The sequence below is a fragment of the Desulfofundulus salinus genome (assembly GCF_003627965.1).
Lineage (GTDB): Bacteria > Bacillota > Desulfotomaculia > Desulfotomaculales > Desulfovirgulaceae > Desulfofundulus > Desulfofundulus salinus.
The window spans coordinates 926,342-938,423 of record NZ_RBWE01000001.1 but is presented as its reverse complement, the minus strand read 5'-3'; the positions used below and the strand labels follow the sequence as shown (position 1 = coordinate 938,423).

General features: G+C 56.7%; 12 protein-coding genes. All 12 read right to left on the bottom strand.

Translation table 11 applies throughout. The features are described 5' to 3' along the window. Positions 1-129: 129 nt before the first annotated feature. Positions 130-1,086: a bifunctional riboflavin kinase/FAD synthetase gene (locus tag D7024_RS04805; protein WP_121450765.1), complete on the bottom strand. Its 957-nt coding sequence runs from the start codon at positions 1,084-1,086 to the stop codon at positions 130-132. 54 nt (positions 1,087-1,140) lie between these two features. Next, on the bottom strand, positions 1,141-2,064 hold the full coding sequence (truB, locus tag D7024_RS04800) for a tRNA pseudouridine(55) synthase TruB (protein WP_121450764.1): 924 nt from the start codon (positions 2,062-2,064) through the stop codon (positions 1,141-1,143). Position 2,065: 1 nt separating this feature from the next. Beyond that, a complete protein-coding gene (locus D7024_RS04795; protein ID WP_121450763.1) occupies positions 2,066-3,037 on the bottom strand; it encodes a DHH family phosphoesterase in 972 nt (323 codons plus the stop codon). Continuing rightward, a complete protein-coding gene (rbfA, locus tag D7024_RS04790; protein WP_121450762.1) occupies positions 3,030-3,389 on the bottom strand; it encodes a 30S ribosome-binding factor RbfA in 360 nt (119 codons plus the stop codon). Before rbfA ends, D7024_RS04795 begins: the two co-directional genes overlap by 8 nt. A 25-nt stretch (positions 3,390-3,414) precedes the next feature. After that, positions 3,415-5,964: a translation initiation factor IF-2 gene (infB, locus tag D7024_RS04785; RefSeq protein ID WP_121450761.1), complete on the bottom strand. Its 2,550-nt coding sequence runs from the start codon at positions 5,962-5,964 to the stop codon at positions 3,415-3,417. A gap of 95 nt (positions 5,965-6,059) precedes the next feature. Beyond that, positions 6,060-6,377 carry a L7Ae/L30e/S12e/Gadd45 family ribosomal protein gene (locus D7024_RS04780; protein ID WP_121450760.1) on the bottom strand — a complete coding sequence of 106 codons (318 nt, stop codon included), beginning with the start codon at positions 6,375-6,377 and terminating at the stop codon, positions 6,060-6,062. Next, the gene (gene rnpM, locus D7024_RS04775) at positions 6,374-6,640 is read right to left on the bottom strand and encodes an RNase P modulator RnpM (protein WP_121450759.1); all 267 of its coding nucleotides are present in this window, start codon (positions 6,638-6,640) and stop codon (positions 6,374-6,376) included. The genes D7024_RS04780 and rnpM overlap by 4 nt, the downstream gene beginning before the upstream one ends. 117 nt (positions 6,641-6,757) lie before the next feature. Next, a complete protein-coding gene (nusA, locus tag D7024_RS04770) occupies positions 6,758-7,843 on the bottom strand; it encodes a transcription termination factor NusA (protein ID WP_121450758.1) in 1,086 nt (361 codons plus the stop codon). A 12-nt stretch (positions 7,844-7,855) separates the two neighbouring features. Further along, the gene (rimP, locus tag D7024_RS04765) at positions 7,856-8,323 is read right to left on the bottom strand and encodes a ribosome maturation factor RimP (RefSeq protein ID WP_121452466.1); all 468 of its coding nucleotides are present in this window, start codon (positions 8,321-8,323) and stop codon (positions 7,856-7,858) included. Between the two features lie 148 nt (positions 8,324-8,471). Beyond that, positions 8,472-9,146, bottom strand: coding sequence for an MgtC/SapB family protein (locus tag D7024_RS04760; protein WP_121450757.1), 675 nt, complete (start codon positions 9,144-9,146; stop codon positions 8,472-8,474). A gap of 32 nt (positions 9,147-9,178) precedes the next feature. Beyond that, positions 9,179-10,348, bottom strand: a complete 1,170-nt coding sequence (locus D7024_RS04755; RefSeq protein ID WP_121450756.1) for an MGDG synthase family glycosyltransferase — start codon at positions 10,346-10,348, stop codon at positions 9,179-9,181. Positions 10,349-10,359: 11 nt separating this feature from the next. Then, positions 10,360-12,075, bottom strand: coding sequence for a proline--tRNA ligase (locus D7024_RS04750; RefSeq protein WP_121450755.1), 1,716 nt, complete (start codon positions 12,073-12,075; stop codon positions 10,360-10,362). Positions 12,076-12,082: the final 7 nt, after the last annotated feature.

The following is a 12,082-nucleotide window of genomic DNA, read 5'->3' as shown; positions in this document are numbered from 1 at the left end:
GTTCATCATGTGTCCTCGAGAGCCGAGCCGGTAGCCTCGCTTCACCGGGTGCTGTTACCGGCGCTTCGCAAGTCGTTCGCTCCGGACAGCGCCGCATCCTCCTCATAACGGTTTTACTGAATATTTACTTTACTTGTATTTATATGACCTTTGTTCCCCGCCGTATTCCATCCTGGCCTGGTGGATGTCTTTTTGGATCTGGGCTACCAGCTCGGCCACGGAGGCAAACCGTCTCTCTTCCCGCAGGCGGCGCCTGAAGCGCACGAGAATCCACTGCCCGTAAAGGTTTCCCTGAAAATCAAGCAGGTGGACCTCGATGTTGGGACGGACATTTCGAGTGTTGAAGGTGGGTTTGGTACCAATGTTCGCTACGCCCAGGAAGCGATCACCATCCACCTCCACCTCCACCGAGTAAACCCCGTTGGCCGGTACCAAAAGCCCCTCCTCGGGATTTAAATTCGCGGTGGGAAAGCCCAAAGTTGCTCCCCGCCGGTCCCCGGTTACCACCTGGCCTTCCACAAAGGGATAGTAACCCATGAAGTGAGCGGCCTTTGTAACTTCCCCGGCCAGCAACAGGCTACGGATCAGCGTGCTGCTGACCACCTGGCCGTCCACAGTCACCGGAGGTACCACATGTACTTCGAACCCGTACTTGTGACTGTATTCCTTTAAAAGTTCGGGAGTACCCTCCCCCCGGTAGCCGAAGGTATAGTTATAACCCACGAAAACGGCTTTTACACCCAATCCCCGGTATAATACCTCTTCAATAAACTCCCGCGGACCAATCCGGGCAAACCCGGCAGTAAAGGGAACGCGCAGCAAAACTTCCACGCCCAGGCGGCACATGATCCTTTCCTTGGCGTGGGGGGTAAGCAGCAAAGGGGGGGCATGTTCCGGATCTAACACCGCCAGGGGATGGGGATGAAAGGTAAAAACTGCCGGCGTGGCTTTCTTTTCACGGGCCGCGGCCACCATTTTGCAAATTAACTGCCGGTGTCCCAGGTGTACTCCATCGAAGTTCCCCAGGCCGACCATTAAATTTGCGTATTGGTTTCGCAGTCCTTCCCATGTTTCGTAAACTTTCACAGTCCATCAAGCCCCCGTGGCTACACATAGGATGTATGTATTAAGATGTATGTATTAAATTAACACCCTTACAGGTTGAAACTGGTAGTACCCCGGCCGTTTCGGGTCGGCCACTGACCTGGCCACAGCCAAAATAGCCCGGTCGGTACACAGTCTAACCAGCTGGCCTTCCTGCAAAAAATCGGGTGCTGTGGCCACACCCGGCCAGTATAAAGGGCTGCCGGACTTAACCCGATCCACTGCCCCCGGCCGGACATATATGCAGGGCAAATGCTCCAGCGCCTGCTCCACTTTCACCAGCTTACTTAAAAGCGTACCCTGCCGGGCACATTCCTCCACTTCTTCCAGGGTAAGTGCTTTATCTATGGAAAAAGCGCCCGCCCTGGTGCGTAAAAGAAAACTCATATACGCCCCGCACCCCAATAGTTGTCCCAAATCGGCGCACAATGTGCGTATGTATGTTCCGGCGGAACAGGCCACATCTACCAGCGCCCGGGGATGAGGTGTACCTGCGCGATCCATGCGCACCAACCGCAGGGAATAAATATTTACCCGTCGAGGCTGTCGTTTCACCTCCACTCCCTGCCGGGCCAGCTCATAAAGCTTTTTACCCTGGTAACGGACCGCCGAAGTCATGGGCGGAACCTGCATGATTTCTCCCACAAAGGCCCGCAAAGCTTCTTCTAACGCCCCGCTGGTTAGTGTTGTGGCATCGCCCCGGTAAACCACTTCCCCAAAGGCATCGCCGGTAGAAGTAGCCCGGCCAAAGGTAATTTCCGCCCGGTATTCCTTATCACCGGGAAGAAACTGGATTACCCGGGTGGCCCGCCCCACGCATACCGGCAGCACCCCCGCCGCCCCCGGGTCGAGGGTGCCGGTATGACCCGTCTTCTCACCACCAACCAGGCGCCGGATAAAGGCCACCACATCATGGGAGGTCATCCCGGGCGGCTTTAAAATATTCAAAATACCATCCATTTTACTCCTCCTGCATCGCTTTCAGGACGGCCTCTACCACCCTTTTGGTGATCACCCCTCCTTCTCCTTCCACCACCGCTCCTGCAGCCCGGAGGTGGCCCCCGCCGTTAAACCGGGAGGCTACGCGCTGCACATCCACCCGCCCCCGGGAGCGTAAACCTACCTTCCAGCGGCCGGGAACAATTTCCCGAAACAACAGGGCCACCTCCACCCCGCGCAGGGAACGCACATAGTCGATGAGCCCGTCGGTATGCTCCTCCCGGGCTCCCAAACTATCAAGTGTTTCGCGGGTAACGCTCATCCAGGCTACCCGTCCACAGGGGGTAAGATCCAGCGTCTGCAGGGCCGCCTGGAGAACCCGCAGGTGTAAAAGGGATTTCTGTTCAAACAACAATACATTCAGCCGGGCAGCATCAACCCCTTCGTCCATGAGCCTGGCCACCCGGCGGTGGGTGAGGGGGGTAGTGTTCTGGTAACGAAAGGAACCGGTATCGGTAACAATGGCCGTATAAAGGCAGCTGGCTATCTCCACCTGCGGCTGTACCTGCAGCAAATCCAAAAGGTCCTGGATAATTTCACCGGTTGCCGCCGCTTTCGGATCGACATAGACGTGGTGACCAAAATCGTGTTTGCCCACATGATGGTCAATGATACAGACCACCAAATCGCGAAAAAGCAGATCTTTTAACGGGCCCAGCCGCTCGGGCACGGAACTATCCAGGACCACAAAGGTATCATAATCCCCCTTCAAGGCCTGCTCCCCGATGAGAAAGCGGTCCGCCCCGGGAAGAAAGTGGTATAGCTCGGGCAGGGGATCGGGACTGGCCAGGGTTACTTCCTTGCCCAATTTTAAAAGACCGAGGCCAAGGGCCGCTACCGAACCCAGGCAGTCCCCGTCGGGCATGACGTGCCCGCTTAAAACTACCCGCCTGGACTTTTTAAGGCATTCTGCTATTGTACCCAGGCTAGTCATCACCCGCGGCACCCCGTTCTTTCACGTCATGCAGCAGCTCCATCACCCGGATACCCCGCTGGATGGAAGGATCCAGCTTAAAGGAAATTTCCGGGGCATATCTCAAGCGGATCCGCCGCCCCAGTTCACTGCGCACGTAGCCCCGGGCGCGATTTAAAGCTTCAAGGGAAGCTTTAGCCTCCTCCTCCGAACCCAGGACACTGAAAAAGATCCTGGCATAGCGCAGGTCAGGCGATACCTCGACCCCGGTAATGGTGACAAAACCGATGCGCGGATCCTTAAGTTCATCCCGTAGCATGTCCGATACTTCTTTCTTAATGATTTCGGCCAACCGTTCCGGACGATAGGGCACAATCCGCACCTCCCCGTTCACCCTGCTAGGCCAGTTCCCTTTTTACCGCTTCCATGGTAAAGGCCTCGATGATATCGCCCTCCCTGATCTCATTATACTTTTCCAGGGCGAGGCCGCATTCGTAGCCCTGCATCACTTCCCGGACGTCGTCCTTGAACCGTTTTAAGGAATCCAGCTTGCCTTCATAAATAACCACACCATCCCGGATGACCCTGACGCCGGCATCCCGGACAATTTTGCCATCGGTCACGTAACAGCCGGCAATGGTGCCCACTTTAGAAATCTTAAAGGTTTTCCGTACTTCGGCCCGGCCAAGGATCACTTCCCGGTACTCGGGCTCCAAAAGACCGCTCATGGCCGCCTTGACGTCTTCGATGGCATCGTAAATTACCCGGTAGAGGCGGATATCCACCTTTTCTTTCTCAGCCACGCGGCGGGCGTTAACATCGGGACGTACGTTAAAGCCGATGATAATGGCGTTGGAAGCCGAAGCAAGCATGATGTCCGTTTCGGTGATTGCCCCCACACCCTGGTGGATGATGTTTACCTTTACTTCTTCCGTGGATAGACGCTCGAGGGCCTGTTTCAACGCCTCGGCCGAACCCTGTACATCGGCCTTGATGATCACCCGCAGTTCCTTAACCTGGCCTTCTTTAATCTGGTTAAAGAGGGCGTCCAGGGAAACCCGGGGCATGGCGGCCTTAAATTCCTCTTCGCGCTTGCGGTTGGCCCGCTTTTCGGCTATTTGACGGGCGGTCTTTTCATCAGGCACTACAAAAAACTGGTCGCCGGCCTGGGGTACTTCCGAAAAACCAAGGACCTCTACCGGCGTGGAAGGACCCGCCTTTTTCACCCGCCGGCCTTTATAGTCCATCATGGCCCGCACCCGCGCCCAGGTCGTACCCGCCACCAGGTTATCGCCCACCGAGAGCGTGCCGTTTTGCACCAGCACCGTGGCCACCGGACCTCGCCCCTTATCCAGTTCGGCCTCAATCACCGTTCCCCTGGCGGGACGGTTGGGATTGGCCTTTAATTCCTGCATTTCGGCCACCAGCAGAATCATTTCCAGGAGATCTTCCAACCCCTGGCGTGTCCTGGCGCTGACGGGAACCATCACCGTGTCGCCGCCCCATTCTTCAGCCACCAGACCGTACTCGGTAAGCTGCTGTTTAACCCGGTCGGGATTGGCATCGGGCCGGTCGATCTTGTTGATGGCCACTATAATGGGTACGCCTGCAGCTTTGGCATGGTTGATGGCTTCTACGGTTTGGGGCATTACCCCGTCGTCTGCCGCCACCACTAAAATGGCGATATCCGTGACCCTGGCTCCCCGGGCACGCATGGCGGTAAAAGCTTCATGACCCGGGGTGTCCAGAAAGGTAATCTTTTTATTATTATGCTCTACCTGATAGGCACCGATATGCTGGGTAATCCCACCGGCTTCCGTGGCGGTAACATTGGTCTCGCGAATAGCATCCAGCAGGGAAGTTTTCCCGTGATCCACGTGGCCCATAACCGTAACCACACAAGGGCGCGGCTGTAAATCGGCGGGATCATCTTCCGGCTCCTGCATGAAGAGAGCCTCGACATCCTGTTCCACCTTGACTTCCACTTCAAAACCCAATTCCTGGGCCAGGATAGTGGCGGTATCGGCATCAATTTCCTGGTTGATGGTGGCCAGCACACCCAGCATCATTAGTTTCTTAATTACCTCGGCCGGGCTCTTCTTCATCTTTTCGGCCAGTTCCTTCACCGTAATGGATTCGCCAATAACAATGGGCTTTTTCTCCACCACAGGTTTGGGTTCCGGCTCCCTGGGCGCCGTTTTCTTTTTCTGGCTGGTCAGGGGCCGCAACTTGCGGTCGACCAGGGTTTCATCCAGGAGCTCTTTCCTGTCCCGGGCCCGGGCGGTATGTTGTTTTTCCTGTTTCTTTTCCCCCCGGGTTTTATCGGACCGCACCTTTTCGCTAACGGCCTTAATTTCCTGCGGAACTTTGGGCACCTTTAAATGTTCAGGCCTTGTTTTGGCCGGCTGGCGCCCGGTCGCTTCACCCTGGGGAGGGGCGGCCTGGGTCTTTCTTTCGGCAGGCATTCTACCGCGGGCAGCAGGCTGCTGCACCTTGTTGGCGGGCTGCTGGACCTGTTGGGGTTGCTGAGCCCTTGGCTGGGGTTGGGGCGGTTCCACCTTCAACGGGCGCTCCTGAAAACGCCGGTCCGGAGGACGGGAGGGTACCCGGTCCACCAGCCCCGGCCCGCGGTCATAGCGTCGGGCGTCCTGCTGGTGCCGGGGGCGTTCCGCGTGCCGTTTTTTATGATTGTTTTTGCCCTCCTTAGGCTTATCCGCCCTGGCCTGTGCCTGGGCCGCCGGTGCCTGGGCCTGCTGGCTTCCACCTTTATTGTTCACCACTTTTTCATTCCCGCCCTTTAACTCGGCCAGCACCCGCTCCACCTCCGCATCCTGCAGGGTGGAGAGGGGTGATTTCACTGAAATGCCCATATTACTAAGCTTTTGCATCAGCTCCTTACTTTCTATGTTCAGTTCTTTGGCCAGTTCGTGGACTCGTTTTTTGACCATGCAAACACCTCCAGAGTGGGTGGCTGGTGGTTAGTCATCAGTCGTCAGTTGCAGCTGTCAGTCGCCACCAACCACCAACGACTAACAACTAACGACTAGCCACTATCTCCCCTTTCTAAATGTTTTAAAATCCCCTGGGAAAAGTTTTCATCGGTAACGGCCATGACGGCACAGGTAGCCCGGTTCAAGATACGACCCAATTCTTCTTTTAGTCCCCAGGTAACCACGGGAACCCCCATAGAACGGGTCAAAAACAAAAAGGTCCTTTTGGTACGCCCGGAAGCATTGGTGGCCAGAAGCACCAGTCTGGCGTAACCCCGCTGGATGGCGGCGCGTACCGCCCTATCCCCCCCAACGATGCGCCCGGCACGCCGGGCCAGAAAAAGCAGCTGCGTTACTCCCCCGCCCCTCATTCCTGCAATCCCTCGGCCAGGGACTGGATGATTTCCGGGGCAATGGAACGCTGCAGGGCCTTCTCCAACCGCTTGCCTTTAACGGCCTTTTGCAAGCACTCCCGCCGGGGGCAGATGTAGGCTCCGCGCCCGGAACGCTTGCCTGTAGGATCAATCTCAACGGTGTCCTGTGGAGTACGCACCACCCGGATTAATTCTTTCTTTGGTCTCATTTCCTGGCAGCCCACACACATCCGCTGAGGCACCTTTTTTACCCTGGGCAAATGGATCACCTTCCTGATGCCCACAATATTATAAATTTACACAGCCGGTCCGGTCGCCGCCCGCTCTTCGGTTGTCGCGAAAAAAGCGCACCCTGGCTTGTTGCGGTCTTTGCAAAATTACAGGACATTGTCATCACCATAGTACTCGCTGTACTCCTGGGCGTATATCTCCTGCATCTGGGATTCGCTCTTGATATCTATCTTCCACCCGGTGAGCTTGGCCGCCAGGCGGGCATTTTGACCCTCCTTGCCAATGGCCAGGGAAAGCTGGTAATCCGGCACAATCACCCGGGCAATTTTTTCTTCCTCCCAGATCTCCACCGCCACCACTTTGGCCGGGCTTAAGGCCGCGGCCACAAATTTAGAAGGATCGGGATTCCACTTAATCACGTCAATTTTTTCCCCGTTTAGCTCGTTAACAATCGCCTGGATGCGCATGCCCTTGGGACCCACACATGCTCCCACCGGATCCAGTTTTTCCTCCCGGGAATAAACGGCGATTTTGGACCGGTAGCCGGCTTCCCGGGCAATAGCCTTTAACTCCACCAACCCTTCCTGGAGTTCCGGCACCTCCAGCTCCAAAAGCCGTTTTAACAGGCCCGGATGGGTACGGGAAACCAGTATCTGCGGCCCCTTTGTGGTCTTGCGCACTTCCACCACGTAGGTTTTGATCCGGTTTCCGGGACGGTATTCTTCCCCGGGCATCTGCTCCGGCGGGGTTAAAATGGCTTCCGTCCGGCCCAGGCTGATGTAGACATTCTTTTGTTCCACCCGCTGGACAATCCCGGTAACGATATCCCCTTCCCGGCTGGCAAATTCCTCGTACACTATGTTGCGCTCCGCTTCCCGGATCCGCTGGACCACCACCTGTTTGGCCGTTTGGGCGGCTATCCGGCCGAAGTTGCGGGGAGTGACCTCTTTTTCAATCACATCCCCCACCTGGTAGCGGGGGTCGATTTTCCGGGCCTCCTCGAGGGAAATCTCCAGCCGGGGGTCGGTCACTTCCTCCACCACCGTACGCTGGGAATAAACCTTGAAATCCCCTGTCTGGCGGTCAACAATCACCCGGGCATTTTGCAGGGAACCAAAGTTGCGCCGGTACGCGGAAAGCAAGGCCGCTTCAAGGGCCTCAAAAAGAACCTCGGCCGAAATGCCCTTTTCTTTTTCCAGTTCCTTTACGGCTGTCAAAATTTCGGTGTTCATCTCGCCTGCCTCCTAGAGCCAACTTGCTTTTAGTCGTGCCGTTGCCACCTCGGGGAAGGGGATGCGCCGTTCCTGCCCGTCATCCAGGGTAAGCACCACCATCTGGTCCTCTAAACCCTCCAGGCGGCCAGTAAACTTTCTTTGCCCGTCCTGGGGGGTAAAGGTGGTAAGCTGCACCCGGTGGCCCGAGAAGCGCTCAAAATCGGCAGGCTTCTTTAATGGCCGCTCGATGCCGGGGGAAGAAACTTCCAGGTGATATGAATGGGGGATGGGATCTACCTCATCCAAAAGGGGATCCAGGCTTTCGGACACCGCCTGACAGTCATCCAGCGTTACTCCCCCGGGCTTATCAATGAAAATGCGCAGGTACCAGCGCCCCCCCTCCTTCACATATTCCACGTCGACCAGCTCTAACCCCAAGCCGGTTACCAGCGGTGTGGCCAGTTCCTCCACTGTCGCCACTACCTTGTTTTTAACCACGGCCATTTCCTCCTCTTAATCGATTAAGGTTGTATCTGTATATTATAAGACGAAAGAGTGGGTGTTACCCACTCCTGTTGCTGACAAAAGGCGACGGAACATAAACCAAATCAAAGTATACCACAGAAAACAGTGGCTGGCAAGGGTTTTAACTGTGGCGGTGTTCGACCCGGTACACCCCCGGCAAAGAGGCCAGCTTGTTCAGTATCAACACGCGATTGACACGGGGGCGGAACTGGACGGTGATTTCCAGTAACTGACGATCTCCATCACCCATTTTTTCGACTTCAATATTTTTAACTATAAGACCAAATTCATCCAGCAACGCCCCCACCCTCTGGATGTCCTCGGGGGCACTGGCCACCACAAGATTCAATACATCCGCCTGGTGTCTTTTGCGCACATAATCTTCAATGGCCCCCAAAATGACCAGGGCAAATAGAACCAGGACGGTACCCAGAGTGGCCGCCAGGTAAAACCCGCCCCCTGCCGCCAGGCCGACACAGGCCACCACCCACAAACTGGCGGCGGTGGTCAGCCCGCGCACCAGGGGGCCTTCCCGCAGGATGGCTCCGGCACCGAGAAAACCGATGCCGCTGACTACCTGGGCGGCCACCCGGGCCGCATCACCCTTAAACTGGTAATGAAGGCCCTCCGATACCACCATGGCCAGGGCAGACCCCACACAAACCAGAATATGGGTGCGAAAGCCCGCCGAATAGGTACGGATGGAAACGTACAGCCTTTCCCGTTCCAGGCCGATCATTCCCCCCAGGACGACCGCCAGTACCAACCGCAAGATAATTTCCTTTTCCGTTAACACACTCTATCCCCCCGCCACCGTCAAACACACCACTACTGCTCCCGGACCGCGGCCAGGACGTCCTTTTGTAAAATCCTTTTCATTAATTCCACTGCCTCCCCGGCGGCATGGGGCTTACCAAGACGCGTAGCCGCCGCCGACATATCCCAAAGACGCCTTTTATCTAAAAGACAGGACAGAATCTCCCGGCCCAGGTCCTGGACCCTGTTCACCTGTACCGCGGCACCGGCCCGGCAGAGATATTCGGTATTGCGTTCCTCCTGACCCGGCAGGGGATCCACAATAAATATGGGTATGCCTTTCGCCAGGGCCTCGGCACAACTTAATCCGCCGGCCTTGCCCACCATGATATGGGCCACCGACATAAGCTCGTGGATATTCTCGACAAAACCAAAAACCCTGGTGGGGTGGCAGTTGGACCCGGCCAGCTGCAACAGCCGTTTCCGCAGCTGTTCATTGTACCCGGCAACCACCAGCAACTGGCAGGGTACGGGGCCGTTCCCCAGGTATTGCACCGCTTCGGCTAGAGGGCCCAAACCCAAACCGCCTCCCATTACCAGCACGGTGGGGCGGCAAGGGTCCAGGTTAAGCTTCTGCTGGATGCTCAAGCGATCCACCGGCCGGGCAAAGGCGGGGTCTATGGGGATCCCCGTTGCGTGTACCCGCTCCAGGGGAATGCCAAACTCCGCAAAGGGCTCCCTTAAGTCTTCGCTGGCCACCACGTAAGCATCCACATCGGGAAAGATCCAGAAGGAATGGACGGTAAAATCGGTAATGGTGGCCATAACCGGCACCCGGAAAAGGCCCTGGCTTTTCAGCCGGTCTAAAATGCCCACGGGAAAGGGGTGGGTACAAACCACCAGCTGGGGGCGGGTTTGATTCAAAAACTTAACCAGTTTGGGGGCGGTCAATTTGTTCAGGATGCGGTTGAATTCCTGCTTGGCAAATCCTGAAAGGGGTTGACCCCGTTCTGCCTGACGGTAAAGGTAGCCATAAACCACCGGGGTGATTTTGAGCATTTCCATGTAGGTGCCCAAAATCACCTTTTCTAAAAAAGGGCTTGTATACCGGAAGGTGTCCAGGACAATTACTTCTGCGGCCGGGTTGCTTTGTTGAATGGCCTCTCTTAAGGCATGAGCCGCCCGCATATGACCCGTGCCGGCCGTTACCGACAAAATGACCACCCGTTCAAGGATAGCCATAATCATCCCCTCTAAGCCTGGGCAATAAACTCCCGGACATGATCGGTAATCCGCTCCCGCGGCACCAGCCGGGTTTCCCCGCTAGCCCGGTAGCGCACCTCCAGCTCCCTTGTTTGGACAGCCTGGTTGCCCACAGTAATGCGCAGAGGGTAACCCACCAGATCCGCATCTTTGAACTTTACCCCCGCCCGTTCCGGACGGTCGTCCAGGACCACTTCTATCCCGTTGGCCTCCAGCTCCCGGTAAACCTCTTCGGCCAGGCTCATCTGCTGTTCATCCCTGTGGTTCACCGGAACCACCACTACATGGAAGGGAGCGATGGACACCGGCCAGATGATCCCGTTTTCATCGTGGTTTTGCTCCACGGCCGCTGCCATGGTCCTGGTTACGCCAATGCCGTAACAACCCATGATCATGGTCCGGCTCTGGCCGTGCTCATCCAGGTAGGTGGCTCCCAAAACGCGGCTGTATTTGTCTCCCAGCTTGAAAATTTGTCCTACCTCAATACCGCGGGTTTCCTTGAGGGGTGCACCGCACTTGGGGCAGGGATCCCCGGCCCGCACCTCACGTATATCCGCTACCACCTGGGGAGTAAAATCGCGTCCCGGATTTACATTGACCAGGTGGGCATCATCCCGGTTGGCCCCGGCAACGGCATTAACCAGCAACATGACCTCTTCATCGGCTACCAGCCGGACATCTTGCAGGCCAACCGGGCCGGCGTAACCCACCGTAGCCCCGGTGATCCTTTCCACGGTGGCCGCATCGGCCAGCTCCAGGCGCAGCACGTCCAGGACCTTTTGCAGCTTAACCTCGTTTACTTCCCGGTCACCCCGCACCAGGGCGGCCACCACTTCCTTTTCCGTTTGGTAAAGAAGGGTTTTGATCAGGCGGCGGGCATCCACTCCCAGGTAACCGGTTACCTGTTCCACCGTGTGCATACCAGGGGTATCCACTGTCTCCAGGGGCCGCGGCATTTCCTCAACGGTTACGCCATGCTGCACCGGCGAAGTGGCCCGCTCCACATTGGCCGCATAACCACATGACTCATCCGGGCAAAAAACCACTAAAGCCTCCCCGGAATCGGCCAGCACCATAAATTCGTGGGTATCGTTGCCGCCAATGGCGCCGGAATCGGCTTCCACCGGGCGAAACTTCAACCCGCAGCGGGTGAACACCCGGGTGTAGGCCTCGTACATTTTTTGATAGCTTATCTCCAGGCCGGCTTCATCCCGGTCGAATGAATAGAGATCCTTCATTATAAATTCCCGTCCCCGTAACAGGCCAAAACGGGGACGCCGTTCATCCCGGTATTTGTTCTGGATCTGGTAAAGCAGCTGGGGCAGCTGGCGGTAGGAGTTGACCTCCTGCCGTACCAGGACCGTTACAATTTCTTCATGGGTCGGGCCGAGGCAGAAATCCCGCCCGTGCCGGTCCTTCAACCTGAACAGTTCCGGGCCGTATACGTCCCAACGGCCGGACTCCTGCCAGAGTTCCGCCGGCTGGATGATGGGCATCATAATTTCCTGGCCGCCCTGGCGATCCATCTCTTCCCGGATAATTTGCTCTATCTTTTTAATTACCCGCCAGGCCAGGGGCAAAAAGGTATACACTCCCGCCGCCGCCTTGCGGATGAATCCGGCCCGCAGCAATAACTGGTGGCTCACCACCTCTGCTTCAGCCGGCACTTCCCTTAAAGTAGGCAAAAACAACTGACTGACACGCACTTATGTA

Coding starts and splice junctions, on each gene's coding strand:
- truB (WP_121450764.1), bottom strand. CDS start 2,064: ATGGATGGTATTTTGAATATTTTAAAGCCGCCCGGGATGACCTCCCAT.
- D7024_RS04795 (WP_121450763.1), bottom strand. CDS start 3,037: ATGACTAGCCTGGGTACAATAGCAGAATGCCTTAAAAAGTCCAGGCGG.
- infB (WP_121450761.1), bottom strand. CDS start 5,964: ATGGTCAAAAAACGAGTCCACGAACTGGCCAAAGAACTGAACATAGAA.
- D7024_RS04780 (WP_121450760.1), bottom strand. CDS start 6,377: ATGAGGGGCGGGGGAGTAACGCAGCTGCTTTTTCTGGCCCGGCGTGCC.
- nusA (WP_121450758.1), bottom strand. CDS start 7,843: ATGAACACCGAAATTTTGACAGCCGTAAAGGAACTGGAAAAAGAAAAG.
- D7024_RS04755 (WP_121450756.1), bottom strand. CDS start 10,348: ATGGCTATCCTTGAACGGGTGGTCATTTTGTCGGTAACGGCCGGCACG.